Below are 25,176 nucleotides of genomic sequence, written 5' to 3' on the forward strand. Positions count from 1 at the left end.
ATCGGTGCTACGCCGACGGTAGCCTTTCTGCCATGTCAGAGACGATCACACCATGACCACACCCGTCGAGATCTCTACCGACGGCGCCTGCCTCGGCAATCCCGGGCCGGGTGGATGGGGTGCCGTCCTGCGGTACAAGGAACACGAGAAGCAGATCTCCGGCGCCGAGCCCGACACCACCAACAACAAGATGGAACTGACCGCAGCCATCAAGGGGCTCGAGGCCGTCAAGAAACCCTCGACGGTGATTCTGTACACCGACAGCACTTACGTCCGCAACGGAATCATGAAGTGGGCGTCGGGCTGGCAGGCCAACGGTTGGCTGACCAAGGACAAGAAGCCGGTGAAGAACAGTGAGTTGTGGCGTGAACTGATCGCGCAATGTGCCCGGCACCAGGTCGAATGGAGGTGGGTCAAAGGACATTCCGGCGACCACTACAACGAGATCGCGGACGAACTCGCCACCAGCGCTGCCCGCAAGCTGAAAGAAGGACAATGAGTACCTCACCTGTTCCGGTTGCCCTGATCCCCGACCACGATCGCTTCCTGGCCGAGGCGATCACCTCGGCCGGCGGGGAGATCGTCGACCTCGCCGATGCCCGCGCCCTGGTGTGGACCGGCAACGTCGAGGGTTTCCCGTCGCCTCTGCCGGACCACATCGAGTGGGTTCAGCTCCGGCTCGCGGGGATCGAATCGTTCTTGAACGCAGGGCTTCTCGACGACAAACGCATCTGGACCAACGCGTCGGGTTTCTATGCCGAGAATGTCGCCGAACATGCCCTGGCACTGCTGTTGGCGGGGCTCCGGCAAATCAATGTTGCGGTGCAACGCCACTGGGACAAACAGGCGATCGACACCGCGGTCCGTTCGCTGCACGGGTCCACGGTGGCCATCATCGGCGCCGGTGGGATCGCCCGGTCGCTGATCCCGCGTCTTCGGGCCTGCGGCGCAGATGTGCTGGCCGTCAACCATTCCGGGCGGCCGGTCGACGGGGCGATCGACACGCTGCCGTCGAGCCGTCGCGGCGAGGTGTGGTCGCGGTGTGATCACGTCGTCCTGGCCGCACCCGCCACCGACGAGACGCGGCACATGATCAACGCGGACACCCTCGCGGCGCTGCCGTCGCATGCCTGGATCGTCAACGTCGCGCGCGGACCTCTCGTCGACGAAGCTGCGCTGTACACCGCGCTGAACGCCGGTGAGATCGCCGGCGCGGCCCTCGACGTGACGGATCCGGAACCGCCCGCCGTCGACCATCCGCTGTGGGATCTGCCGAACGTGATCATCACCCCGCACGTGGCGAATCCGTCGTCGGGCCTGACCCGGACCCTGGCGCCCTGGGTGGCCGAGAACCTGCGGCGGTTCGCGGCCGGTGGCGACAACATGCTGGCGTCGGTCGATCCGAACGCCAGTTACTGACCGCTGCACGGTTCGGCGCGTGCGGGACCGACCCGGCACGTAGCGTGAACCGGACAACAGCGAACCCACCGTGGGGAGACCGTCGTGCGCTTTCAGCTCCGAGTACTCCTGTCCCTCGCCGGGGCGACGTTGATTGCGTCGTGCAGCAGCGAGGCCTCGAATACCACCCAGACTTCGGGACCATCGCCGCAGACGCCCGCCCCGACCTCCGTGGACGTCGGACTCTCGGTGGCCCCGGGCACACCCGAAGACATCGTGACCGGCCTCGATGCGCCGTGGTCGATCGTGTTCACCCAGGGCGCTGCGCTGATCAGCGAGCGCGACACCGGCAACATCCTCGAGATCGTCGGCGACGGCACCCGCGTGGTCGGGGCGGTCCGCGACGTCGCACCGGCCGGTGAGGGCGGCCTGCTCGGGCTCGCGGTCCACGACAGCGACCTGTACGTCTATTTCACCGGCAACGACGGCGACAACCGCGTGGTGAAGTACCCACTGACCGGGTCCGCGGGCGGTCTGGGGCTCGGCGAACCCGCCGACGTCATCGTCGGGATCCCCGGTGGACGTACCCACAACGGCGGACGCATCGCGTTCGGTCCGGACGACATGCTCTACATCACCACCGGCGACGCACAGGACCGGCCGAATGCGCAGGACCCGTCGAGCCTGGCGGGCAAGATCCTGCGACTGAACCCCGACGGCACCGTCCCCGCGGACAACCCGACCGCAGGAAGTCCGGTCTGGTCGCTGGGTCATCGAAATGTGCAGGGACTGGCCTGGTCCGACGACGGCACCATGTTCTCGGTCGAATACGGCCAGGATGCCTGGGACGAGCTCAACATCATTCGCCCCGGCGGCAATTACGGCTGGCCGCAGGTCGAGGGCATCGGCGATGCGGCCGACAACGGCTATATCAATCCCGTTCAACAGTGGCGACCCGACGACGCCAGCCCCAGCGGTATGACGATCGCCGGCGACACCATCTACGTGGCCAACCTGAAAGGTGAACGGCTGCGCGCGATTCCGGTTGCCGAACCCACCACTGCCGCCGAGTGGTACATCGACGAGTTCGGCCGGCTCCGCGATGTGGCCGTGGCACCGGACGGCTCGCTGTGGTTTCTCACCAACAACACCGACGGCCGCGGCATCCCGCGACCCGGCGACGATCGGCTCAAGCGCGTCGTGATCGGTTGAGCCCGGGCTATTCCGACTCGTCGATGTTGAGTTGTTCGAGCCGGGCCTCTTCGAGGTCGAGCAGGTGTTGCGCGTGGGTCAGCGCCTGCGAACTGAACACCCCCAGCTTGCGGACCCGGAGCAGCGCGTTTCGTTCGGCGGCGAGCACCGCCATCCGAACCCGGAAGTACTCCGCGCGTCCGTGTTGTTCGACCTCGGTATCGCTCTGTATGCGTCCGCGTCCGACGATGCTGTCGCTGCGGACCATCTCGATGACGGCCTCGGGCACCCTGGTCTGACCGGTGCCGACCACTGCGGGGTCGTGCAATGCCTCGACTGCGGCCTCCCTCAATTCCGCGACCAGCTGCTCGTATTCGCCACGCAAACGGCCTTGATCGTCGGGTGCGACCTTCGCCATCCGGATCACCGCAGGCAGTGTGAACCCCTGCAGCAGAAGCGTTGTCGCGGCCACCACAAAGGCGATCAGGATCAGCTGGGGTCGGTGCGGGGTGTCCGACGGCAGTGTCTGTGCGGCAGCCACGGTGATGGCGCCGCGCATGCCCGCCCAGCCGAGCACCACACCGCCGCGCCAGCCGAGGGTCTCGTTGAGTTTGAAGGCGAGGTCGGCCGACGCCCTCGTCATCCGGGTCTGCAGGTGGCGGAGCCGTCGTTCGGTGAGTACGTCGTCGGGCTCGCGGGCGTCGAGCCTGGCCCGCAGCTTGCCCAGACGCGGGATCGACTCGTGGGCCCGTCGGGTGTCGCGGCGCAACAGCGCGACCATCGGTGCGACGAAGACGATCCGCAGCAGGATCACGATGGCTGCGGCCAGCAGTCCGAGCCCGACCGCATGCCAGGTGCTGAAGGAGCTCTCCCGGACATCGTCGATCGATTTCTTGAGCTCGAGTCCCATCAACAGGAACACCGCGCCCTCGAGGAGGAACGCAAGGGTCCGCCAGTTGATCGCCTCCGCGATCCGGTCCTGGGCCCCCAGATGCTGGGAGGCCTGATGCCCGGTCACCAGACCCGCGACCACGACGGACAGCACACCCGAGGCCCCGGCCTCCTCGGCGGGCAGGTAGGCGATGAACGGCACGACCAGCGAGATGGCGGTGGTCAGGACCGGGTCGTCGAGCAGACCGCGGACCCGGACGTTGACATAACCGACGACCAAACCGATCGCCACGGCGACGACGACAGCGAACACGAAGTCGCCGGCCACACCCCAGAGCGATACCGAACCGCCGAGCGCGGCGACCGCGGACCGCAGCAAGACCAGTGCCGAGGCGTCGTTGACCAGTCCCTCCCCTTCGAGGACCGCGACCACGCGGGAGGGCAGCCCGAGCTTCTTACCGATCGAGGTCGCTGCGACGGCGTCGGTCGGGCTGATCACCGCTCCGAGCGCAAAGGCCGCGGGCCACCCCAGGTCAGGGATCAGCGCGTGGAAGAACCAGCCCGTTCCCAGCGTGGTGACTACAACGAGCAGGACCGCGAGCGCGGTGATCGGCTTGAAGTTCCGTCGAAAATCTTGGGCCGGCATGTTGACCGCCGCGGAATAGAGCAACGGCGGCAGTACACCCGCCAAGATGAGTTCCGGTGGTATCTCCACGTCCGGCACCCCAGGCAAGAAACTGAGCCCCACACCCGCGATGACCAGCAACAACGGCGCCGCGACACCGAGCCGTCCCGAGAACACCGCCACGCCCACGATCGCGATGACTGCCAGTACGCAGACCAGTGTCAGTTCCACATCCACACCTTGCCGTCGACCGTGCCTTTATCGCCGTCGACCGTGCCGAAGCTGTGCAGCTTCGGCACGGTCAACGGTCGGTTCGGCCCGCTCGGCGGAATCAGCCGGGCCGAATCACTTCCAGGGGGCGAGGACTTCGTCGGCCCGGACGGCCAGGACCATCTGGAACAGGGGGCCGAAGCTGACCCGGGCGACACCGAGCGCAGCGAACGCGGCCTTGTTGTTGTTCACCGGATGCCCGATGGCGTTCACCGGCAGCGGCAGCTCGTCGACCAGCCGTTTCTGCACCGCATCTTCGTGAAATCCCACCGGATACAGCACGTCGGCCCCGGCGTCAGCGGCCAGTTTCAGGCGAGCGATCGCCCGGTCCACCCGGTCGGCCTCGTCTCCGACCTGTTTGAGGAACAGGTCGGTGCGCGCATTGATCACCACATGGACGTCGGTGGCGTCGGATGCGGCGCGCAGTGCCCCGACGAAGTCGGCGTGTTCCTGCGCCTCCCGCAGGCGACCGCCCTCGCTGTGGACGGTGTCCTCGATGTTGAGTCCCACCGCGCCGGCGGCGAGCAGTCCGTCGATCAGCCGTTTGGGGTCCTCTCCGTACCCGGCTTCGATGTCCACCGAGATCGGCACGTCGACCGCGTCGGTGATCTGTTTGATGCGGGTGGTCAGCTCGGTGAACGTGATGCCCTCGTTGTCGGGTTTACCGATCGAATCCGACACCGGATGGCTCCCCACGGTCAGCGCGGTGAAACCCGCGGAGACGGCGAGGTTGGCCGACCACGCGTCCCACACCGTCGGCAGGATCACCGGATTTCCGGGCTGATGGAGTTCGAGCAGAGTTGCGGCCTTGCTTGCGAGTTCCGTCATGCCCTCTACAACTACGCCGGTTGTCCTCGACATTCCGGGGCTTGGCGGATCAGCCGGTGCGGGATCGCTCGATGGCGGGGCTGTCCGACAAGCGTGCCACCATGGACGGGTGACTCAGACAGCGGCGGCCCACGCGTTATGGCGCGGCGGGGTCGGACTGTCGCTGTGGTTCACCGACGCCGAAGGGCAGCCATGCACCGAGCATGTGCCCGACGGTTTGCCACCCGCGCTCGACGCGGTTGTCGGCGGCCGGTCCCTGCGGCGCACCATCACGGTGTCCGGGCCCGGCGCCGATGAACGGCGCGATGTCGCCTCGGTGACGCTCGGACCAGCGGCCGCGGGTGAGCTGCTCGAGGCCATCAAACCCGACGACATCGTCGGCGGCGAACTGCGCTACTACCGCTACCTGCTGGATTCGACCGAGCGATTCGTCCGGTCGGGTTCGGTCACGCCGGCAGTACACCGGGTGGCCGGCGAATGGACTGTCCGGTGGGCACCACTGGCCACCACCACCTGGCGCACCTGGTTGTCGACGGCGATCGCCGCTGCACCACCGGTGATCCTCGCCAACGGTGACACCGACGCGATCATGGACTTCTGCGGTGAGATGACCGACCACCTGTGCCGCACCAGTTGCCGGAACATCAAAGCCGACGCCGTTCGATCCTCATTCGTCCGGACCCTCTTACCCGATGTCGACGCACCGCCGATGTCCGCGGACAAGGCGACGGCCGCGGCGTCGGCGTGGGCGCAGTGGGCCGACGGATTGCGGCTCGGTGAATCCGCCCTGGTGTTGCGCCTGAACGAACCCGACGAAGGTGATGAGGAGACCGAGGGCGACCCGACGCGGTGGCGCCTGCAGGTCTGCCGCCGGACCGTCGACCGCCCCGACGAACCCGTGGAGCTGCGCCGGCTCGACGCCCACGAGATCGATCAGGTCACCACCGAGGTCGCCGGCGCGGTCCGGGCTTTCCCGACCCTGAAGGCCGCTCGCCACGACGACTATTCACTCGATTTCCTGCTGACCACCGATGTCGTCCTCGAACTCCTCGACACCGGGGTCGCAGCACTCGCCGACGCCGGATACGAAGTGCTGCTGCCCCGTTCCATCGCACATGTCCGTCCGACGCTGACTTTGCGGGGCAAGCAGGAGGGTGGCACACCGCAGCGATCAGTGGTGGTCGGGTTCGACGAGATCCGCAACTTCCAATGGCAATTGGCGCTCGGTGAGGACGTGCTGAACGCTGCCGAGCTGGACGCCCTGGCCCGCCAGAAAGGCGACCTCGTCAAGGTCCGGGGCAAGTGGATACGGGCCGACAACGCCGCGTTGTCTCGTACCGCGGCCTTCATCCAGGCCCAGAAGGCGCTGGCCGAATCGGGTCAGCCGGCCGACATGGGCGAGCTGTTCGGCCTCGTGACCGACGGCGACGACAAGCTTCCGGTTCCGGTCAGCCGGGTCGAGGGCTTGTCGTGGCTCGACGAGATCAAACGCCGCGGCCGCATGGCACCACCGCTCCTCGCGCCACCGGAGACATTGCGCGCCGAACTCCGGCCGTATCAACAGCGCGGCATGGAATGGCTGCGGCATCTGAGCTCCTTGGGTATCGGGGCGGTACTCGCCGACGACATGGGTCTGGGCAAGACAATTCAGGTCCTGGCGTTGATCTGCGGCGAACGTGAGGCCGCTGACGCCCCGGCAGATCAGCCGGCCACAACGCTGCTGATCTGCCCGATGTCGGTGGTCGGCAACTGGGAACGGGAAATCGCCCGGTTCGCCCCACAGTTGTCGGTGCTGATCCATCACGGGCCGGGGCGGCTGACCGGGGCGCCATTCGCCGCTGCTGCGCTGGCCGCCGATGTCGTCATCACCACGTTCGCCATCGCCTCCCGCGATCGAAAGTTGCTCAGTGCCAACACCTGGGACCGACTGGTGGTGGACGAGGCGCAGCACATCAAGAATGTCGCCACCGCCCAATCCAAGGCCGTGCGTTCGATCCAGGCCCGCCATCGCATCGCATTGACCGGTACCCCGGTCGAGAACCGGCTCGAAGATCTGCGGTCGGTGATCGACCTGGTCAATCCCGGACTACTCGGAACGGCCTCGATGTTCAAGGCCAGATACGCTGAAGCCATTGAACGCGAGCGTGATCCGCGCGCGGTACAGCGGTTGAACGCCGTCACGTCCCCGTTCATCCTGCGACGGGTCAAATCGGATCCGACGGTGATCTCCGATCTGCCGGAGAAGGCCGAACTGACGGTCCGCGCCAACCTCACCATCGAACAGGCCGGGCTGTATCGCGCAGTCATCGACGATCTGATGGAAGCGCTGGGCAGAGGCGAGACCAAGGAGGCCGGTAGTGAGCGTCGTAGAACGGTGTTCGCGGCACTGACCCGGCTCAAGCAGATCTGCAATCATCCAGCCCACTATCTCGGCGACGGTTCGCCGATCATGCGGCGCAACGAGCATCGTTCCGGCAAGATCGAATTGCTGGCGGACATCCTCGAGAACATCGTCGCCGACGGCGAGCGAGCGCTGGTGTTCACGCAGTTCACCGCGTTCGGGACGATGTTGCAGCCCTGGCTCTCCGACCGGATCGGCCAACAGTTCTCGTTCCTGCACGGCGGCCTGAGCCGAACCGCGCGCGACACCATGGTCGCGGAGTTCTCCGACCCTGACGGCCCCGCCATCATGCTGGCGTCGCTGAAGGCAGGCGGCACCGGACTGAACCTCACTTCGGCCAATCATGTTGTGCATCTGGACCGTTGGTGGAATCCTGCGGTCGAGAACCAGGCCACCGATCGCGTCTACCGGATCGGTCAACAGCGTCGGGTGGAGGTGCGCAAGTTCGTGTGTGTCGGCACTCTGGAAGAACGGATCGACCAACTCATCGCCGACAAGCGCGAACTGTCCGAGCTGACCGTGTCCACCGGCGAGAGTTGGCTCGCGAACACCGCGGACGACGAGCTCTACGACCTGATGCGGCTGAGCGATGAGGCGGTGGGCGAATGAGCCGGTCCCCCAAACCCCCGCAGCGTGGTTATGGCTTGACGCCGTGGTCCAAAGCCTTCCTGCTGACCGTGGAATCAACTGCCGAGGCACGCAAGATCACGAAGGCCCGTACCTACTTTCGTGATCGGGTGGTCATCGATCTGGTGGTGCGATCGGGCCAGGTGAAGGCATTGGTCCAGGGTAGCCAGCTCGACCCGTTCGAGGTGACGATCACCACCGGACCGGCAGATCCCGCCACCGTCCTGTCATTGCTGCGCGCACAAGGCAAGACCGACGACCTGGTCGCGGTCACGCGCGGGCGGCAACCCGAAACCCTTGGCTCACTGGTGATCCCGACCGAGGCGTCCGACATCCGCGTAGATTGCAACTGTCCGGATCCGGCCGATCGCTGTATCCACCTGCTGGCCGTGAGCTACGAACTGGCCGCGGCCATCGACAAGGAACCATCCACGCTGCTCACCGTGATGGGCTCCGACCTGGCTCTGCTGCTGGCACACCTGCGTGATGATCCCGCCGACGACGCCGAGAGTGCGCAACCGGCGCCGGCGATGACCGAGGTCGACTTCTACGGCGACGGCAGGCAGATGCCCGCGTTGCCACATCCACCCCAGATCGACGTGCTGTCCGAACTCGACACCACCGAGCTGTCGGCGGCGCTGCGCCGGTCAGGGGCGGCGGCCATGGATGTGGCCCAGGCCGTCGACGAGCTGGCCGAACTGTACGCGCGCATCGTGCGCTGATCGCCGGCCGGCGCCAGAACAGATGGGCCTATCGGCGCCACAGCAGATGGTGGGTCACTCCGCTTGCGCTGGGCACGGATTCGATGAAGAACCGGTCCTCGAGTTCTTGCGGGCCGTCCCACAGGCGCAGGCCCTGCCCGATCGTGATCGGTGAGACCGCGACGTGCATCGTGTCGATGAGATCGGCGTCGAGGAACTCGCGGACGGTGCTCACCCCACCCCCGATGCGGACGTCCTTGCCGTCCGCAGCCGCCTTGGCCTCAGCCAAGGCTTCGGCCGGCGATGCATCGATGAAGTGAAAGGTGGTGTCGGCCAGCGTGAACGACGGACGCTCGTGATGGGTCAGAACGAACACCGGGGTACCGAAGGGCGGCGTATCGCCCCACCATCCTTGCCATTCGTGGTCCTCCCACGGCCCCCGCTGCGGTCCGAACTTGTTGCGTCCCATGATCTCGGCGCCGATGTTGCGCTCGAAGTCACGTACCAGGTAGTCGTCGAGGCCACGAGTACCCCCGAGGTCGGTGCGACCGGGAAAACCGGCGGTGGCAATGGCCCACGCGTGCAGATCCCTGGGGTCGACACCGTCGCCGAATGGCTGATCGACGCTCTGGTTCTCACCTGCGCCTATTCCGTCCAAGGACACGCCGAAGTTCTGAACCCGGACCAGCTGCGACATATTCGTCGACCTCTCATCTGTCTGTGCGAACCGTACACAAGACAGACCGTGGGTGCCGACCGAATTCATCGGGTTCCGGGAAACTAACCGAGGGCCGGTCTGATCGCGTCGGCAACCGGCGTGGACGGACGGCCGATCAGCGCCTGCAGATCACCGGATTCGGTGTCGAGTTCACCGCGTGCGATGGCCGCGTCCGAGCCGGCGATGATCGCCACGTACTGCTCGGGTATCCCGGCACCGACCAACATGGCAGCGTAGTCGGCCTCGGACAGGTCCTGATATTCGACGGGCTTGCCCGACACGTCACTGATGACCTGGGCAAACTCTGCGTAGGTGATGCGGTCGCTGCCGCCCAGTTCGTAGATCTTGCCGGTCTGATCCTCGTCGGACGTGATCACAGCGGCAGCGGCAGCGGCGTAGTCGGTGCGGGTGGCGGCCGCGACCCGGCCTTCTCCGGCGGCGCCGAAGAGCTTGCCGAACTCGATGGCCTGGGGAATCGCGGCATAGTAGTTCTCCCAATACCAACCGTTGCGCAGGAAGACCGACGGCACCGACGATGCGGACAACCGCTGTTCGGTGGCCAGGTGTTCTGGTGCCATCGCAGTCCCGCTGGTATCGGCCTTGAGGATGCTCGTATAGGCGATCAGCTGTACCCCGGCGAGTTCGGCGGCCTCGATCACATTGGTGTGCTGCGCGATCCGCTGTCCGACCTCGGACCCGGAGATCAGTAGCAGCTTGTCGACCCCGTCGAACGCCGCCCGAAGTGCGGCCGGATCCGAGTAATCGGCAACCCGCACCTGCACACCCTTGGCCGCGAGGTCTGCCGCCTTGCCGGCGTTGCGCACAACGGCCACGATCTCGGACGGTGCGACACCGCGTTCGAGGAGTTCAGCGATCACGTGGGCCCCCAGGTGCCCCGTTGCTCCGGTTACTGCTGTGGTCATGTTCTGCTCCATTTCGTCGGCGTACCCCTTTCGCACCCAGTATGCACTAACTAATAGTTAGTGCCATAGGAACCGTAAGCGACCAGGTCAGTGGTGCGTTATCGTGGAGGGGTGACCGAAATAGGCAACCGCTCGCTCGAGTCAGACGTGTTCGCGCGCGACTGCAGTTCGCGAGAGACGGTGCAGACCGTCACCGGACGCTGGGGCACCCTCGTGCTGATCGCGCTACGTGAGGGCAACTATCGATTCAACGCGCTGCGACGACGCGTTGACGGTGTCAGCGAAAAGATGTTGTCGCAGACGCTACAGAACCTCGAGCGCGACGGGATGCTGACCCGGACTGTGCTCGAAGCGATTCCGCCCAAGGTCGAGTACAACCTCACCCCGCTCGGACGCAAGATCGCCGACCAACTGCAGGGGCTCATCGACCTGGTTCAGGTGAACATGCCCACGGTCCTCGAAGCACAACGGGACTACGACCGGCGCTGAACAACTCGATCCGATCACGGGTTGTGATCAGAGCCGAAAACACCCTCCCCGACGACGAACCTGGGGCTACTTTCATCCCAACAACCGGTATGTATTGACCTGCGGGGGTCGGAATGCGGTACGCACGCGTTGTCGGGGTCATGTTCATCGCCGCCATGGTCGCGCTCTTCACCGGGCTCGGATCCGGGCCCGCCGCCGCTCAGGACCCACTTCCGGTGACCTACAACTTCTTTTCGGGCATCCCCGAGGAGTTCGCGAACCCCGGCGGATCGCTGCCCGGCAGCAACGACTGGAACTGCAAACCCTCGCCCGAACACCCGCGGCCGGTCGTGCTGGTCCACGGCACCGGCGGCGGAGCCCAGACGAACTGGGGCACGTACGTACCGCTGCTCGCCAACAACGGTTACTGCGTATTCGCGCTCAACTACGGAAACCTTGCGGGGGTGCCGTGGCCGCTCAGCGCCATCGGTGGGCTCGACCGGATCGAGGACAGCGCCGCCGAGCTGGCCACCTTCGTCGACCGCGTGCTGTCGGCGACCGGTGCCGAGAAGATCGACATCGTGGGGCACTCCCAGGGCACCCTGATGCCGACGTATTGGCTCAAGTTCCTCGGCGGCGCCGGCAAGGTCGACAAATACGTCTCGTTGGCCCCGCTCTGGAACGGGACCACCGTTGCAGCCGCAAGTGAATTGGACATGTACATCAAATTGCTTGGGCTCGAATGGTTTCAGGAGATCACCATCGGCGCGCTGTGTGGCGCCTGCCTGCAGATGGTCAAGGGTTCAGACATGATGCGCACACTCCAGGCCGGCGGCATCCTCGATCCAGACGTCACCTACACCAACATCATGACGCGGTACGACGAACTGGTGGTGCCGTACACAAGCGGAAACCTCGTTGCCGCCAATTCGACCAACATCGTTGTGCAGGACGGTTGTTCGCAAGATTACTCCGAACACGCCGGCATCGCCGGGTCACGCCGTGCCGCCACCTTTGTCCTCAACGCGCTCGACCCGGCGAACCAGCAACCCGTCGGCTGCTGGTTCGCCGCCCCGTTCACCGGCTCCTCCTGACCCCACGCCGTCGAGCGTGCCGAACCGACCGTCGAGCGTGCCGAAACGACCGTCGAGCGTGCCGAAGTTACCCTCCTGAGCAGGCGATTCACTCATTTCGATTACTTCTTCCGACGTCGGTGGTCTCACTAGCAACGACCCACCAACCCAGGAGTAGCCATGACCACCAGCGCGCGTCCCACCACCGCAACGCCCAACACATCCTCACCCGGCCGCCGGGCCCAGATCGCCGGTTGGGTCATCACCGGAGTCGCCTCCGCGCTCCTGCTTTTCGACGCCGTATCGCACCTGACGATGCCCGAAAGCGTCAAAGAAGCAACCTACGACCTCGGATTCACCGATGGCGACGCCACGACAATGGGCCTCGTCCTGCTCGGATGCGTTGCGCTGTACCTATTTCCGAGGACTTCGATCCTCGGCGCGGTTCTGCTGACCGGTTACCTCGGTGGCGCCGTCACCGCGCTGATGGTGTCCGAGGAAGAGTTTGCCGCGGGGGCCTTCGTTCCCATTGGCGTCGGAGTCGTCATCTGGGCAGGACTCTGGTTGCGTAGCAGTACCGTTCGCTCGGTCATGCCCTTCACCCCACGATGACCGTTCGTTCGACCGCCGACTATCGCAGCGCTGAGCGACAGCGCCTGCGATTTCGGCACGGTCGACGGCGATTTCGGCACGGTCGACGGGTCAGGCGACCGGGGGCCCGACATAGCGGGCGATGGGGCGGATGATCTTCCGGTCCTGCGCCTGCTCGAGGATATTCGCACACCAGCCGACGACCCGGCTGACGGCAAACGTGGGGGTGAACATCTCCCTGGGCACACCGCAGCGGTCCATCACGACCCCGGCATAGAACTCCACATTCGCGTAGAGGTTCCGGTCGGGGTACGCATCGGCCAGCACCGCGACCACATCTTTTTCGACCTGGACCGCAAAATCGACCAGCGGACCACCGAGCGACAACGCGATGTCCCGCAACATCTCCGACCGTGGATCGACCGTCCGGTAGACGGCGTGTCCGAAACCCATGATGCGACTGCGGTGCGCGAGTTGGGTTCGGGCCCAGTCTGTTGCGTCACCCATCTCGCGGATTTCGTCCAGCGCGTCGAGCGCACGATCGGGCGCCCCGCCGTGTAGCGGTCCGGAGAATGCGCCGATCGCACCGCACACGGCCGAGATCACATCGGCGCCGGTGGAAGCGATCACCCGGCCGGTGAAGGTCGACGCATTGAAACCGTGGTCGATGGTCGCGATCATGTACTGCTCCACCGCGCGGGCAGCGCTGGGCGTCGGCTCCACACCGGTCAGGCTGTACAACCAGTTCTGCGACACCGACAGATCACCGCGCGGTTCGACGGGATCCTCACCGGACCGAATCCGGTACAGGGCCGCCAGAATCGTGGGCGTCACCGCCGTGACCACCAGCGAGTCGGCGATGCGCTGGTCGGGACCGCTGTCCCACAGCGGCGCGATCTGGTGTGTCGCGGCAAGCGCAGAGAGCACCGTCCGGAGCCCGGCGAGGAGTTGACGCTCGGTGCCGGCAAGTGCAACGGTCCGCAACAGCGACCCCAACTCGTCCGGTATTGCCCGCAATGATCGGGTGAGCACCACAAACTCAGCGAGTTCGGACGAATCCGGAAGCCGGCCATGGACAAACAGGTACCAAACCTCTTCGAACGATTTGGTTCGAGCCAGTTCGATGGCCGAGTACTGCCGATACTGATAAAAGCCCTCGTCACCACGGACATCTCCGACGCGGGTGTCGGTCACGACGACATTACTCAATCCGGGTGGCGCAACAATGACGGACATCGATGCCTCCGATCGTCTTTTGTGTTCTTCTGGTACAGCAACATTCGGCTCGATATTGATCTGTGTCAATGTTGATCGAATCAACATGGAGGTCCCGACGATGACTGCCGAATCCCGGCGCACCGGACATCGCCGACGCTGGCCCACCCCATTGCGTCACGACGGCCGCGACTATCTGACCACCGTGCAGGTGGCCCGCATCCTCGGCGTCAAGACGCAGACGGTCTACGCCTACGCCAGTCGCGGCACCTTGACCAGTGCCCGCATCGACGGTGTCCGTGGGAGTGTGTTCGCCGTCGCCGAGGTCGACGCGGTCGCCCGCCGGTCCGCCACCCGTCCACCCGCCGGAGTCGTCGAGCGGATACGCACGCAGATAACACTTCTCGACAACGATCGGTTGTACTACCGGGGCCGGGATGCGGCCATGCTCGCGGACAACACCAGATTCGAGGCCGTCGCGGAACTGCTGTGGGACCACAACATTGACTGGGACGCGAAGCTCCTGCCCGCCAAGGTTTTCCGCCAGATATCCGCGTTGCAGACTCCGACCGGCCGCGGTGTCGACACCGTCAAACTGGTCATCGACGTACTCGGTTCACGGGATGCGCTACGCCATCAGATCTCGACGGACGCGGTCTGCGCACGTGCGGCCGCCATCCTGGCCAACAGCATTGCCGCGCTCCCGCCATTGACGGACACACCGCCGATCGACGACTCCCTGGCGGCACGGCTCTGGCCGAGACTGACCACCATCGCGGCCACCCGAGCGCGGGTTCGGCTGCTGAACATGGCCCTGGTGTTGCTCGCCGACCACGACCTGACCTCGAGTACCGTGGCCGCCCGGGTGGCCGCCAGTTCCCGCGCCAGCATCTATTCGGTGATCACCTCGGGTCTCGGCGCCCTCGACGGGTCGTTGCACGGCGGAGCCGCCACGCTGGCCCACCGGTTCCTCCGGGCAGCCACCGCCGACGCGGCCACGGCCCTGTCGATGGAACTGCAGGCATCGGGCACCGTTCCCGGCTGCGGCCACGTGGTCTACCGCGAGCAGGACCCGCGCGGGGAGACCCTGCTGACCGCACTCGAGTCGGCACCAGGCGGAAACCGCAAGGTCATGCCCACCATCGCCGAGCTGCGACCGATGCTGGCCGTATCGGGTGCCGGATTCATGAACTCCGACATGGCACTGGGCGCACTGGCTCTGCGCTATGACATGGCACCGGACGCCGCCGAGACGATCTTCGCCCTGGCCCGGATCGCCGGGTGGGTGGCGCACGCGCTCGAGGAGTACAACGAACCACGACTGCGATTCCGCCCCGAGGGCGTCTACGTGGGCATCCGGCCGTGAGGCGCCGGCATGGCAGGATTGGCTGCGCGAGCACCCGTTCGACCTTGAAAGATCGACCCGGCAAGGAGCACCATGACCACCGAGAACTCCCGTTTCGAACCGGGCATGCAGATCCGCCGGGAGGTGATGGGTGACGAGTACGTCGACCGCGCCCTGGCCCGTACCGAGGGCACCGAATCCGAGGCGATCCAGAGCGCGGTCACCGACCTCGTCTGGGGCGGCATCTGGTCTCGGCCCGGACTCGAACGGCGCGACCGCAGCCTGCTGAACATCGGACTGCTCACCGCACTGCGAGCGCACGGCGAGCTGGCCGGCCACGTCCGCGGCGGATTGAAGAACGGGCTGTCCCGCACCGAGATCACTGAGGCCGTCATCCATTGCAGCGGATACTGCGGCGCACCGGCCGCGTTGTCGGCAATGGCCGTGGTCCAGGAAGTATTCGACGCCACACCCGACGACTGAGCCGGATGATGCGGACACTGGGAATCGACCTTGCGTCCCAACCGGTTCGGACGGCGATGGCGACTCTCGAGTGGTCCGGTGGCGGAGCAGTTCTCACCGCCGTACAAATGCCGGTCACCGACGCGGACATCCTCACGGCCGTACCCGTAGCCGACAAGGTGGGTATCGATGCCCCGTTCGGCTGGCCCGATGCGTTTGTCGACGTGGTGTCCGCCCATCACAGCGGGGATGTCCCTCGACAACGATCACTGTTCGCCGAACCCGGCGTGACCCGGTTTGTCGCCAGGAGAACCGACGAATGGGTTCGCGCCACAACAGGTTTGATCCCACTGAGCGTCTCCGCCGATCGCATCGCCTACGTGGCACTACGCGCGGTTCGGCTGCTCGCACAACTCGATGGCCCGGACTTCGATGCGAGCCGAATCAACGGCACCGCCGTGGAAGCCTATCCCGCTGCGGCACTGAAGATCTGGGAATTGCGCCACAACCGATACAAGGGCCGCCCGCAACTCGAGACGCTTGCCGCCTTGGTCGAGGGGCTCGAAACCCAGGCGCCATGGCTGGACCTGGGTCCTTATCGAACGCTGTGCACCACCAGCGATGACGTTTTCGACGCGGTGATCACCGCACTCATCGCCCGGGCCGCAGCCCTCGGCCTGACCGTGTTGCCCGATGCCGAGCATGCGGCCATCGCCGAGCGTGAGGGCTGGATCCATGTGCCGCGCGCGCCACTCGCGGCGCTGGCCACTCAACCGTCCTGAGCGTCCAGTTTCGTGGCGATGTCAGCGGGGAATCCGCCGGTGGCCACCGGACCCCACCGCGTAGGTGTGATCCGGATGAGCGATTTGTTCTGCAACCTCATCGCGGCGCGGTATTCGTCCCAGTCCGAATGTTCACCGGCGATGCTGCGGAAGTAGTCGACCAGCGCGTCCTCGGCCTCCGGCATGTCCAGCACCTCGGCCGTGCCGTCGACCTGCACCCACGCCGCATTCCACTCGTCCGACAACACACAGACGCTGACCGCCGGATTCCGTTTGATGTTCTTCGTCTTCGCCCGTCCCGGATAGGTGGCAATGACGATGCGGCCCTGCGGATCGACGCCACCGCTGACCGGCGACAACTGCGGCGTTCCGTCTGCACGAACCGTACTGAGCAGCATCTTGTGTCTCGGACGAACGAAGTCGAGCAGTTCAGCAAGCGCTACGTGGTTGTTGGTTGCAATGGTTCTGGCCATTCACCCAGAGTACTGACTTTCGCGCCAACCTGACCTCACGTCAACGTCTGAGATCGAGGTGGCACCGTCCAGTCGCACCGGCGGCTCACACTGTGAAATTGTCAAGGATCCTGCAGGACACAGGTTGTGCTGTGTTGCTCAGTCTTGCGGTTCAGTCTCTCGCGGTCTTATGCGGCGGTGAGGTCGGAAGTCAGGGTGCGGCGGGCATGAGACCGCAGTTCGGTGGCGCTGCCGGGTGCGAGGAACCAGGGATGCCCGTCGTGGCCGATGAGCACCGTCCAGCCCTGATGGTGGATGTAGCGGTGGTGTCGCCGGCAGAGCAGCACCATGTTGGTCAGGCTGGTGGTGCCGCCGTTGCGCCAGAAGTCGATGTGATGGGCATCTGTATAGACCGCGGCGCAGCCGCAGCCCGGGAATGCACAACCTTGATCGCGGGCGATCAACGCTTTGCGGATCGCTGGAGTGACGGTGCGTTGGTCGCGGCCGACATCGAGTGGCACCGAGTTGTTGTCGAGCAGGATTTTGGTGATCACCGAATCACACGCCACCATCTGCGCTGTGGGTGCTGAGGCTGGTCCGGTCCATTCGAACTTCGGCGCCATGGCCGGCGGTGTGGCACCCGGGATGCTGCGCAGCTGCAAGTGTTGTAGATGTTCGGGTGAGACGGTCACCGTGACATGTGGTTTCGACCCGCCCCGGGTGGGTCGGTCTTCCTGATCAAAATACGAATCCAGCAATCGTTCCAGCGCATCAGCCCGGATCTGGCCTGTGCTCCGTGGATCCGGCGAGCCGTCGGGTTCAGGCACTGGTGTGCACAGTGGATCGAGTGCCACCGCCAGCTTCTCGCCGAGCAGACTATCCAGATCCAGGGTGCCGCGGGTGCGGCCGTCATCACCGGTCCCGAATGACAACTCGTTCAGGTCGTGGTTTTCCGCGTCGGGGATTTCTTTGTCGGGCGGCGATAACACCAACGCCATATGCCGTGCCCGCACCGATACCGCCGCAGGTGTGCCCATCAACGCCTCGGTCAGTAGTCCGCGCTCACAGTCAGATCGGTCAGCATCGGGGAGGTCTGGATTGCGACGTTCAATGTGATGGAGGCCCTTCACAATCGCATCCACATGCTCACCGGATAGTTGTCCGTCGATTCCATAACCAGCAATCGACGGAATCTCACTGAGCGCCTTACCTACTCGCACATACCGGTGTGCCACTGTCGGTGCCATACCGGCGTCCCGTAACAGCTTGGCTGTGGACCCCGCACCTTTCTTCTGCGCCAACCCACGCTTGTCGACTTCGCCGACCAGCCGGAAAAGTATCTGTTCCACAACGTGATTGAGTCGTATAACCGCCACCGTGTGTGATGAAACCTGCGCATCATCACCGGCGACCAGAGCTGCATCCCCTGCCAGATCTGAGATTCTGGCGAACATTCCCCCGAAGTCCATGGCCCAATATTACTCGCCGAATTCCATTCGCACAAGTGTTCTAGAGGTTGATCTTGTTGTCCCACAATCTTTTTCGTTTGCTCAGTAAGAAAAGCCCTGAAGCATATCGCGGGGGTCCGACAGCAAAGTCGCGGGAACTTTTCGAGGCCGCAATGAAACACATTGGACCGAGAGCCCGCCTACAGACCCGCCCGCAACTCGCGCTTGAGCAGCTTGCCACTCTGGTTACGCGGGAGTTCGTCCACGATGACAACACGTTTCGGCACCTTGAACGGCGCGATCTGATCCTTCACATGAGCGATCAACACCTCGGGCGGCACCTCGCCGGCATCGGGGCGCAACACCACCACGGCGGTGATCGCCTCGATCCACTTCTCGTCGGGGGTGCCGACCACCGCGACCTCGGCGACGCCGGGATGGGTATAGATCGCATCTTCGACCTCGCGTGAGGCCACCAGGATCCCGCCGGTGTTGATGACGTCCTTGATGCGGTCGACCACGGTGAGGAAGCCCTGCTCGTCCCGGGTGACGAGGTCACCGGAGTGGAACCAGCCGCCGCGGAACGCCTCTTCGGTGGCTTCTGGATTCTCCCAATAACCTTGGCACAGTTGAGGTGAACGGTAGAGCACCTCTCCGGCGGTGCCGTCGGGAACATCATTGCCGTCCGCGTCGACAACCCGCGTCTCCACGAAGAACACCGCCTTGCCGCAGGACGCGGGCCGATCGGCATGGTCGTCGGGTCCCAGGACCGCAGCGAGCGGTCCGATCTCGGATTGCCCGAAACAGTTGTAGAACTTGATGTCCGGGTATCGCTCACGCAGACGGTTCAGCACGGTGACCGGCATGATCGAGGCCCCGTACTGGGCCTTGCGCAACGACGAAAGATCGCGGGTGTCGAGGTCGGGATGCCCGGCCAGTGGCACCCACACGGTCGGCGCGAGGAACAGCGATCCGATCTTCTCGGCTTCGATGCGGCGCAGGATCTCCGGAATGTCCGGTGTCTCCATCAGACTGATCGTCGCCCCGACCGACAGCAGCGGGAGCATGAACACGTGCATGCCCGCCGAGTGGTACAGCGGCATCGCGATGAGCGGGTTGTCGGACTGATCGAAGTCGAGTGCGATCACCGACGACACGTATTCGTGGACCATCGCACCGTGGGTCATCATTGCGCCCTTGGGCTTTGACGTGGTGCCTGACGTGTAGAGAAGCTGCACGAGATCGGAGTCGGCGACCTCCCAATCAATCTCCGGCAGATCCCCGTCCGTGCTGTGCTCGAGAAGTGAACCGTCCTCGTCGCGCAGCGTGATGACCTGCGCGATGTCGAGGGCGTCGACGACGGGCGTCAGGTTCTCGCGCAGCGCCGGATCCACCAGGACCGCACGGCTGCCCGATTGGCCGATGAGATACGACAACTCACCTTCTTTGAGCGCGTAGTTCACCGGCACGTGAACCAGTCCGCCGCGGGCGCAGGCGAGGAAGGCGATGACATAGGCATCCGAGTTGGTGCCATAGGCCGCCACCCGATCGCCGGAGTTCAGGCCGAGTGACCGCAGGTGACCCGCAGCCCTGGTCACCGCATTGTCGAGCTCGGCGTATGTCCAGGCGCGGTCGGCGAATCGCAGCGCGGTCCGGTCGGGGAACCGCGCTGCGGTCCGGCGCAGCACTCCATCAACGGTACTGAAACGGGGGTTGGCGATCATGCCCCGACTTTATAGGACGTCCAAGTATTGGCGGCGCAGATTTCACTGGCCGGGACGGTCGACCGCCACGTCGAGAACCCAGGTGACGCCGAACTTGTCCACGAGCATTCCGTACAGCGGAGCCCACGCCGCCGGGCCCAGATCGACGATGGTCTTCGCCCCCGCGGAGAGCTCCTTCCAGTAGGTGGTGATCTCCTCGGCATCCCGGCCGCGTACGGACACGAAATGCGCGTTCACCCCGGCGTCGTAGGGCACGGCGGACGGCACGTCGTAGGCCATCACATGAAAGCCGTTGCCCGCCTGCACCTGGCCCCACATGATCTGATCGGCCTCCGCCGGTTCCTGCACGTTGTGGGCGTCCGAGTAGCTGATCGCGGTGAGTTCTCCGCCGAATGCGCCCTGGTAGAACTCCAGGGCCGCCTTGGCGTCGCCGCGAAAGTTCAGGTGGTTGGTGACCGTGATCGACATTTGTTGCTCCTTGGTTGGTGCGCTCTGCGATTGACGATCACCAGACTCACGCCAGTAGCGGACAGATAGCGGCCACTACTTCCGGCAGGATGATTCCCATGGCGGAAACCTCGGCTCGACTCCTGTCGCTGCTGTCACTCCTTCAGACCCGGCGGGTGTGGGCGGGGCCGCAGCTCACCGAGCGGTTACGGGTCAGCAACCGGACGATGCGCCGTGATATCGAGAGTCTGCGGGAGATGGGCTACCGCATCGACGCGATCAAAGGCCCCGCCGGCGGCTACCGACTGGGCGCCGGATCCGAACTCCCGCCGTTGCTGTTCGACGACGAACAGGCCGTCGCCATCGCACTCACGCTGCAGTCCGCCACCTCGCCGGGCATGGAAGAAGCGACAGCGCGGGCCCTGGCCACCGTCCGCCAGGTCATGCCGGCCCGACTACGGGGGCGCATCGACACCCTCGAGGTCACCGCGGTCCCCCGAACGGCCGGCGGGCCGGCCGTTCCGCTGGATACGGACACCCTCCTGGCGGTCGGTGCCGCCGTGAGCGCCGGGGAGGTCCTGCGGTTCGACTACCAGAGCGATCAGAAACCGGGCGGCGACCTCGTGCCACCACGAAGGGCCGAGCCCCATCACCTCGTCAGTCACGACGGGCGGTGGTATCTGGTCGCGTGGGATCTCGACCGCGGCACCTGGCGGACGTTCCGCATCGACCGGATGACACCCCGCGTTCCGACCGGCCCGCGCTTCCGGCCACGGGATATACCCGGGGGTGATGTGGGTGCGTTTGTCGCGGCCCGCTTCAAGGGATCAGGCAACGCGAATTCCTGGCCCTGCCAAGGCGAGATACTCCTCGACGCCCCGGCGACCGCGGTGTCGCCCTTCGTCGAGGACGGGACCGTCGAGGATCTCGGCCCGGATCGTTGCCGCCTGCAGATCGGCTCGTGGTCGTGGACCGCGCTGGCTGCCGGGATCGGCCGATTCGACGCCGATTTCCGGGTTGTCGGTCCACCGGAACTCGCGGACGCCTGTGCGCGGCTGGCACGCCGGTACGCGGCAGCCGCGGAATGACACCACGGAGTCCGAGCCCACATTGCGCCGCGGATGCTCCTACTGGAAAGTGATCTCTCGTGGCCTCTTCGACTTTCATCCGGCGCGCACGACTAGTGCCGGTGCGCACGCCCGTGGCGACCGACTCGCCCGTTGACATCAGGATCACCGACGGCGTGGTCACCGAGGTCGCACCCGGATTGCGCCCCGGGCGCGACGACGTCGTTGTCGACGCCGATGGCCGGTGGGCGATTCCGGGGCTGTGGGATCAGCACGTACACATGTCGATGTGGGCGCAGACCCGAGCGAGGATCGACGTCTCCGCCGCCACCTGCGCGGCCGACGTCACCCGGATCATCGCCGACCACGTCGAAGCACTACCCGGACCGTGGCAGGGCCGTGCACTCCTCGGTTACGGTTTCCGGACGGCGCTGTGGCCCACGCAGCCCACCGTCGCCGAGCTCGACGCCGTGAGCGGACACCATCCGGTGATCCTGTCCAGCGGCGACGTTCACGCCGGCTGGCTCAACAGCAAAGCGCTTGCACTGCTGGGAATTCCACCGCGTGACACCCAGCTGTGCGAGGCCGAGTGGTTCGCCCTGCAACCCGCGCTCGCGCAGTTGTCGGCGGCCTCGAACGACGTCGAATCGCTTGTCCGTGCGGCGGTCGATGAAGCTGCCGGTCGCGGCGTGGTGGGCATCGTCGACTTCGAGATGACGGCCGGGCATCGCGAATGGCCACAACGTTTCGCGGCCGGGACCGATCGGGTGCGGGTGCAGCCCGTCACGTACGCCACCACCCTCGACGAGGTCCTCGCCGCCGGATTTCGGACCGGAGATCGGTTGATGGAGGGTTCGGACCTGCTGACCATGGGTCCGTTGAAGATCTTCTCCGACGGTTCCCTCAACACCCGGACCGCGCACTGTTGCCAGCCCTACGCCGATGCTGATGAGCTCGAACATCCGCGCGGACAACAGTTTTACGACAGCGCCGAATTGACCGAGCTGTTGGCCCGAGGCACTGCCGGCGGACTCCGCATCGCCCTGCACGCCATCGGCGACGCCGCGGTGGACCAGGCGCTGAGCGCTTTCGAGGCCACCGGCGCTCGCGGTGGTATCGAGCACGCGCAGTTGATCCGCTTCAGCGACATCCCCCGGATGAGGACACTGGGAGTCCGGGCGAGCGTGCAGCCCGCGCACCTCCTCGACGACCGCGACGTCGCCCTCCGCTGCTGGCCCGACCGCGCTGATCGCTGTTTTGCCCTGCGGTCGATGCTCGACGGTGGCGTCGCCCTCGTCCTGGGATCCGACGCCCCGGTCTCGGTCCTCGATCCGCGGCTGGCCATGGCGGCGGCGGTACATCGCGGTCTCGAGGGCCAGGACCCCTGGAATCCTTCCGAATCACTCACACCCGCAGAAGCGCTGGCGGCCAGCACCGACGGTCAGTCCACCATCACCACGGGCAGCCGGGGTGACATCGTGCTGCTCGACGAGGACCCGCTGCAACCGGCCACCACCACCGCGCAGGCGGCGCAGATACTGCGGGATCTCGGCATCGCGGCAACGATCACCGCGGGCCGGATCACCCATCTGGCGATGTGACGTGCCTCAGGTCACGGGCGCTCTGAGTTGGCAGCGCACCGGCCGGCTCGGTACGTTCCTACAGTCCCGAAGGCGCTGACCTCGGGTGACAATCGCGGAGTCGCGCCGTGTGACCAAGCGCCGTAGGACCAGGCGATGAAGACCAGAAAGTGAACTCCCGTGCCCAGCGCAGTGAAGACAGCCCATTCGCAGACGCCACCGGCAACGGTCCGCTCACTGCTCCGCTCCCCGGTGCAGCTGCGCAAAGAGATCCTGGCCGGTCTGGTGGTCGCCCTGGCGTTGATACCCGAGGCGATCTCCTTCTCGATCATCGCCGGCGTCGACCCACGGGTCGGGTTGTTCGCCTCGTTCACGATGGCCGTCACCATCGCGGTGGTCGGTGGCCGGCCCGCGATGATCTCGGCCGCCACCGGTGCGGTGGCGCTGGTCGTGGCACCGGTCGTCGACGAGTACGGCCTCGACTACCTCCTGGCCACCGTCATCCTCGCCGGTCTGCTGCAGATCGTGCTGAGCCTGATCGGCATCGCCAAGTTGATGCGCTTCATCCCGCGCAGTGTGATGACCGGTTTCGTGAACGCGCTGGCCATCCTGATCTTCAGCGCGCAGCTTCCGCAGTTGTTCGGCGACGACATCCCCCCGCTGGTGTACCCGCTGGTTGCCGTGGGTTTGGCGATCATCGTCTTCCTACCGCGCCTGACCTCGGTGATCCCGTCCCCCCTCGTCGCCATCGTCCTTCTGACGGTGCTCGTGACGTCAACCGGTTGGGACGTCCCGACAGTCGAAGATGAAGGTGCCCTGCCTGACTCCCTGCCGTCGCTCCTGCTCCCCGACGTTCCGTGGACGTGGCATACGTTGTCGGTCATCGCGCCATACGCGCTGGGCATGGCCCTGGTCGGGTTGATGGAGTCGTTGATGACCGCCAAACTCGTCGATGACATCACCGACACCCACTCGGACAAGACCCGCGAGAGCTGGGGTCAGGGCGTGGCGAACATCGTCACCGGATTCTTCGGTGGCATGGGCGGTTGCGCGATGATCGGCCAGACGATGATCAACGTCAAACAGTCGGGGGCCCGCACCCGGTTGTCGACGTTCCTGGCCGGTGTCTTCCTGTTGATCCTCGTCGTCGTGCTCGGCGACATCGTGGGCGTCATCCCGATGGCCGCGCTGGTGGCGGTGATGATCATGGTGTCCGTCGGCACGTTCGACTGGCACAGCATTCGCCCCCGCACACTGCGGTTGATGCCGTTCGGAGAAACCCTCGTGATGCTGGTGACTGTCGTGGCCACCGTCGCCACCAGCAACCTGGCAATCGGTGTGGTCCTGGGAGTGCTGACGGCGATGGTTCTGTTCGCCCGCCGGGTGGCGCATCTGACCGGGGTCGAGGCGACCACGGAGACCACCGACGACGGTGTGGAGGTCCGGCGGTATCGCATCACCGGCCAGCTGTTCTTCGCTTCCAGCAACGATCTCGTGTACCGGTTCGACTACGCCGGCGACCCCGACACCGTCGTCATCGATCTCACCGCGGCCGACGTCTGGGACGCCTCGACGGTTGCCGCCCTCGACGCCATCTTGCGGAAGTATCGCGACCGCGGGAAGCAAGCCACCATCGTCGGGCTCACCGGATCGAGTCTCGAGCGCCTCGAACGTCTTTCCGGAAATCTCGGCGCCGGACACTGACGCCGACTTCCGCATGCTCGACCGGGTTCTTCAGTCCTCGATCTTGAACCCGACTTTCAAAGTCACTTGAAAATGGGCGATTTCACCGTTTTCCACGTGACCACGGGTCTCGATCACCTCGAACCAGTCGACATTGCGCAGCGATTTGTTCGCCCTCGCGATCGCCTTCTTGATGGCGTCGTCGGAACTCGTCATCGATGTTCCGACGATCTCCGTGACTCGATAGACATTCTCACTCATTCGCG

General features: G+C 65.4%; 24 protein-coding genes. 14 read left to right on the forward strand and 10 right to left on the reverse strand.

Features of this window, described 5'->3' with window-relative positions:
• The first annotated feature begins 52 nt into the window (after positions 1-52).
• The 3 genes from rnhA (at position 53) to AC51GT_RS09080 (ending at position 2,610) form a co-directional block, all read left to right on the forward strand.
• Positions 53-499 carry a ribonuclease HI gene (rnhA, locus tag AC51GT_RS09070; protein ID WP_496324183.1) on the forward strand — a complete coding sequence of 149 codons (447 nt, stop codon included), beginning with the start codon at positions 53-55 and terminating at the stop codon, positions 497-499.
• Positions 496-1,419, forward strand: a complete 924-nt coding sequence (locus AC51GT_RS09075) for a D-isomer specific 2-hydroxyacid dehydrogenase family protein (protein ID WP_496328545.1) — start codon at positions 496-498, stop codon at positions 1,417-1,419. The genes rnhA and AC51GT_RS09075 overlap by 4 nt, the downstream gene beginning before the upstream one ends.
• Before the next feature lie 84 nt (positions 1,420-1,503).
• Entirely contained in the window at positions 1,504-2,610 is a 1,107-nt protein-coding gene (locus AC51GT_RS09080; RefSeq protein WP_496328546.1) for a PQQ-dependent sugar dehydrogenase, read from the forward strand.
• Positions 2,611-2,617: 7 nt separating this feature from the next.
• Here AC51GT_RS09080 and AC51GT_RS09085 read toward each other — a convergent pair whose 3' ends face one another.
• Both AC51GT_RS09085 and AC51GT_RS09090 read right to left on the reverse strand, forming a co-directional pair.
• Positions 2,618-4,336: a cation:proton antiporter gene (locus tag AC51GT_RS09085; protein WP_496324186.1), complete on the reverse strand. Its 1,719-nt coding sequence runs from the start codon at positions 4,334-4,336 to the stop codon at positions 2,618-2,620.
• A 114-nt stretch (positions 4,337-4,450) separates the two neighbouring features.
• A complete protein-coding gene (locus AC51GT_RS09090) occupies positions 4,451-5,203 on the reverse strand; it encodes an isocitrate lyase/PEP mutase family protein (protein ID WP_496324187.1) in 753 nt (250 codons plus the stop codon).
• Between the two features lie 109 nt (positions 5,204-5,312).
• Between AC51GT_RS09090 and AC51GT_RS09095 the strand changes: the two genes are divergently transcribed.
• Positions 5,313-8,213, forward strand: coding sequence for a DEAD/DEAH box helicase (locus tag AC51GT_RS09095; RefSeq protein ID WP_496328547.1), 2,901 nt, complete (start codon positions 5,313-5,315; stop codon positions 8,211-8,213).
• On the forward strand, positions 8,210-8,953 hold the full coding sequence (locus AC51GT_RS09100; RefSeq protein ID WP_496328548.1) for an SWIM zinc finger family protein: 744 nt from the start codon (positions 8,210-8,212) through the stop codon (positions 8,951-8,953). Before AC51GT_RS09095 ends, AC51GT_RS09100 begins: the two co-directional genes overlap by 4 nt.
• Positions 8,954-8,981: 28 nt before the next feature.
• On the opposite strand, the gene AC51GT_RS09105 is transcribed toward AC51GT_RS09100, so the two are convergent.
• Both AC51GT_RS09105 and AC51GT_RS09110 read right to left on the reverse strand, forming a co-directional pair.
• Positions 8,982-9,629, reverse strand: a complete 648-nt coding sequence (locus AC51GT_RS09105; protein WP_496328549.1) for a dihydrofolate reductase family protein — start codon at positions 9,627-9,629, stop codon at positions 8,982-8,984.
• A gap of 83 nt (positions 9,630-9,712) precedes the next feature.
• Positions 9,713-10,573: an SDR family oxidoreductase gene (locus tag AC51GT_RS09110; RefSeq protein WP_496328550.1), complete on the reverse strand. Its 861-nt coding sequence runs from the start codon at positions 10,571-10,573 to the stop codon at positions 9,713-9,715.
• Positions 10,574-10,684: 111 nt separating this feature from the next.
• Here AC51GT_RS09110 and AC51GT_RS09115 point away from each other — a divergent pair, with 111 nt between their 5' ends.
• The 3 genes from AC51GT_RS09115 to AC51GT_RS09125 all read left to right on the forward strand — a co-directional run bounded on the left by AC51GT_RS09115 (position 10,685) and on the right by AC51GT_RS09125 (position 12,726).
• A complete protein-coding gene (locus AC51GT_RS09115; protein WP_496324192.1) occupies positions 10,685-11,062 on the forward strand; it encodes a winged helix-turn-helix transcriptional regulator in 378 nt (125 codons plus the stop codon).
• Between the two features lie 113 nt (positions 11,063-11,175).
• Entirely contained in the window at positions 11,176-12,135 is a 960-nt protein-coding gene (locus AC51GT_RS09120; RefSeq protein WP_496328551.1) for an esterase/lipase family protein, read from the forward strand.
• 159 nt (positions 12,136-12,294) lie between these two features.
• On the forward strand, positions 12,295-12,726 hold the full coding sequence (locus AC51GT_RS09125) for a DoxX family protein (RefSeq protein ID WP_496324194.1): 432 nt from the start codon (positions 12,295-12,297) through the stop codon (positions 12,724-12,726).
• Between the two features lie 90 nt (positions 12,727-12,816).
• Here AC51GT_RS09125 and AC51GT_RS09130 read toward each other — a convergent pair whose 3' ends face one another.
• Positions 12,817-13,941, reverse strand: a complete 1,125-nt coding sequence (locus AC51GT_RS09130) for a citrate/2-methylcitrate synthase (protein ID WP_496328552.1) — start codon at positions 13,939-13,941, stop codon at positions 12,817-12,819.
• A 100-nt stretch (positions 13,942-14,041) separates the two neighbouring features.
• Here AC51GT_RS09130 and AC51GT_RS09135 point away from each other — a divergent pair, with 100 nt between their 5' ends.
• The 3 genes from AC51GT_RS09135 (at position 14,042) to AC51GT_RS09145 (ending at position 16,509) form a co-directional block, all read left to right on the forward strand.
• The gene (locus AC51GT_RS09135) at positions 14,042-15,286 is read left to right on the forward strand and encodes a citrate synthase (protein WP_496328553.1); all 1,245 of its coding nucleotides are present in this window, start codon (positions 14,042-14,044) and stop codon (positions 15,284-15,286) included.
• Between the two features lie 72 nt (positions 15,287-15,358).
• Positions 15,359-15,748, forward strand: a complete 390-nt coding sequence (locus AC51GT_RS09140) for a carboxymuconolactone decarboxylase family protein (protein ID WP_496324197.1) — start codon at positions 15,359-15,361, stop codon at positions 15,746-15,748.
• Positions 15,749-15,753: 5 nt separating this feature from the next.
• A complete protein-coding gene (locus tag AC51GT_RS09145) occupies positions 15,754-16,509 on the forward strand; it encodes a DUF429 domain-containing protein (RefSeq protein ID WP_496328554.1) in 756 nt (251 codons plus the stop codon).
• Here the strand turns inward: AC51GT_RS09145 and AC51GT_RS09150 are convergent.
• From AC51GT_RS09150 to AC51GT_RS09165, 4 genes are all read right to left on the reverse strand, one after another.
• Complete coding sequence (locus AC51GT_RS09150) at positions 16,497-16,982, reverse strand: PPOX class F420-dependent oxidoreductase (protein ID WP_496328555.1); 486 nt, start codon at positions 16,980-16,982, stop codon at positions 16,497-16,499. The two genes, AC51GT_RS09145 and AC51GT_RS09150, sit on opposite strands and share 13 nt — an antisense overlap.
• Positions 16,983-17,149: 167 nt before the next feature.
• Positions 17,150-18,430: an HNH endonuclease signature motif containing protein gene (locus AC51GT_RS09155; protein ID WP_496328556.1), complete on the reverse strand. Its 1,281-nt coding sequence runs from the start codon at positions 18,428-18,430 to the stop codon at positions 17,150-17,152.
• A 179-nt stretch (positions 18,431-18,609) separates the two neighbouring features.
• A complete protein-coding gene (locus AC51GT_RS09160; protein ID WP_496328557.1) occupies positions 18,610-20,133 on the reverse strand; it encodes an acyl-CoA synthetase in 1,524 nt (507 codons plus the stop codon).
• Between the two features lie 42 nt (positions 20,134-20,175).
• Positions 20,176-20,601: a VOC family protein gene (locus AC51GT_RS09165; RefSeq protein WP_496324201.1), complete on the reverse strand. Its 426-nt coding sequence runs from the start codon at positions 20,599-20,601 to the stop codon at positions 20,176-20,178.
• A 98-nt stretch (positions 20,602-20,699) separates the two neighbouring features.
• Between AC51GT_RS09165 and AC51GT_RS09170 the strand changes: the two genes are divergently transcribed.
• The 3 genes from AC51GT_RS09170 to AC51GT_RS09180 all read left to right on the forward strand — a co-directional run bounded on the left by AC51GT_RS09170 (position 20,700) and on the right by AC51GT_RS09180 (position 24,931).
• Positions 20,700-21,668: a helix-turn-helix transcriptional regulator gene (locus tag AC51GT_RS09170; protein ID WP_496328558.1), complete on the forward strand. Its 969-nt coding sequence runs from the start codon at positions 20,700-20,702 to the stop codon at positions 21,666-21,668.
• A gap of 101 nt (positions 21,669-21,769) precedes the next feature.
• Positions 21,770-23,248 carry an amidohydrolase gene (locus tag AC51GT_RS09175; RefSeq protein ID WP_496328559.1) on the forward strand — a complete coding sequence of 493 codons (1,479 nt, stop codon included), beginning with the start codon at positions 21,770-21,772 and terminating at the stop codon, positions 23,246-23,248.
• A 159-nt stretch (positions 23,249-23,407) separates the two neighbouring features.
• Positions 23,408-24,931, forward strand: a complete 1,524-nt coding sequence (locus tag AC51GT_RS09180) for a SulP family inorganic anion transporter (RefSeq protein WP_496328560.1) — start codon at positions 23,408-23,410, stop codon at positions 24,929-24,931.
• 30 nt (positions 24,932-24,961) lie between these two features.
• On the opposite strand, the gene AC51GT_RS09185 is transcribed toward AC51GT_RS09180, so the two are convergent.
• A complete protein-coding gene (locus tag AC51GT_RS09185) occupies positions 24,962-25,171 on the reverse strand; it encodes a dodecin (protein ID WP_496324205.1) in 210 nt (69 codons plus the stop codon).
• Between the last annotated feature and the right edge of the window lie 5 nt (positions 25,172-25,176).

The sequence above is a fragment of the Williamsia sp. z34 genome (assembly GCF_059553395.1).

Bases quoted from the DNA above. Each gene is read 5' to 3' on its own strand.
- rnhA (WP_496324183.1), top strand. From the start codon at position 53: ATGACCACACCCGTCGAGATCTCTACCGACGGCGCCTGCCTCGGCAAT.
- AC51GT_RS09075 (WP_496328545.1), top strand. From the start codon at position 496: ATGAGTACCTCACCTGTTCCGGTTGCCCTGATCCCCGACCACGATCGC.
- AC51GT_RS09090 (WP_496324187.1), bottom strand. From the start codon at position 5,203: ATGACGGAACTCGCAAGCAAGGCCGCAACTCTGCTCGAACTCCATCAG.
- AC51GT_RS09100 (WP_496328548.1), top strand. From the start codon at position 8,210: ATGAGCCGGTCCCCCAAACCCCCGCAGCGTGGTTATGGCTTGACGCCG.
- AC51GT_RS09105 (WP_496328549.1), bottom strand. From the start codon at position 9,629: ATGTCGCAGCTGGTCCGGGTTCAGAACTTCGGCGTGTCCTTGGACGGA.
- AC51GT_RS09110 (WP_496328550.1), bottom strand. From the start codon at position 10,573: ATGACCACAGCAGTAACCGGAGCAACGGGGCACCTGGGGGCCCACGTG.
- AC51GT_RS09120 (WP_496328551.1), top strand. From the start codon at position 11,176: ATGCGGTACGCACGCGTTGTCGGGGTCATGTTCATCGCCGCCATGGTC.
- AC51GT_RS09125 (WP_496324194.1), top strand. From the start codon at position 12,295: ATGACCACCAGCGCGCGTCCCACCACCGCAACGCCCAACACATCCTCA.
- AC51GT_RS09130 (WP_496328552.1), bottom strand. From the start codon at position 13,941: ATGTCCGTCATTGTTGCGCCACCCGGATTGAGTAATGTCGTCGTGACC.
- AC51GT_RS09135 (WP_496328553.1), top strand. From the start codon at position 14,042: ATGACTGCCGAATCCCGGCGCACCGGACATCGCCGACGCTGGCCCACC.
- AC51GT_RS09140 (WP_496324197.1), top strand. From the start codon at position 15,359: ATGACCACCGAGAACTCCCGTTTCGAACCGGGCATGCAGATCCGCCGG.
- AC51GT_RS09145 (WP_496328554.1), top strand. From the start codon at position 15,754: ATGATGCGGACACTGGGAATCGACCTTGCGTCCCAACCGGTTCGGACG.
- AC51GT_RS09150 (WP_496328555.1), bottom strand. From the start codon at position 16,982: ATGGCCAGAACCATTGCAACCAACAACCACGTAGCGCTTGCTGAACTG.
- AC51GT_RS09155 (WP_496328556.1), bottom strand. From the start codon at position 18,430: ATGGACTTCGGGGGAATGTTCGCCAGAATCTCAGATCTGGCAGGGGAT.
- AC51GT_RS09160 (WP_496328557.1), bottom strand. From the start codon at position 20,133: ATGATCGCCAACCCCCGTTTCAGTACCGTTGATGGAGTGCTGCGCCGG.
- AC51GT_RS09165 (WP_496324201.1), bottom strand. From the start codon at position 20,601: ATGTCGATCACGGTCACCAACCACCTGAACTTTCGCGGCGACGCCAAG.
- AC51GT_RS09170 (WP_496328558.1), top strand. From the start codon at position 20,700: ATGGCGGAAACCTCGGCTCGACTCCTGTCGCTGCTGTCACTCCTTCAG.
- AC51GT_RS09185 (WP_496324205.1), bottom strand. From the start codon at position 25,171: ATGAGTGAGAATGTCTATCGAGTCACGGAGATCGTCGGAACATCGATG.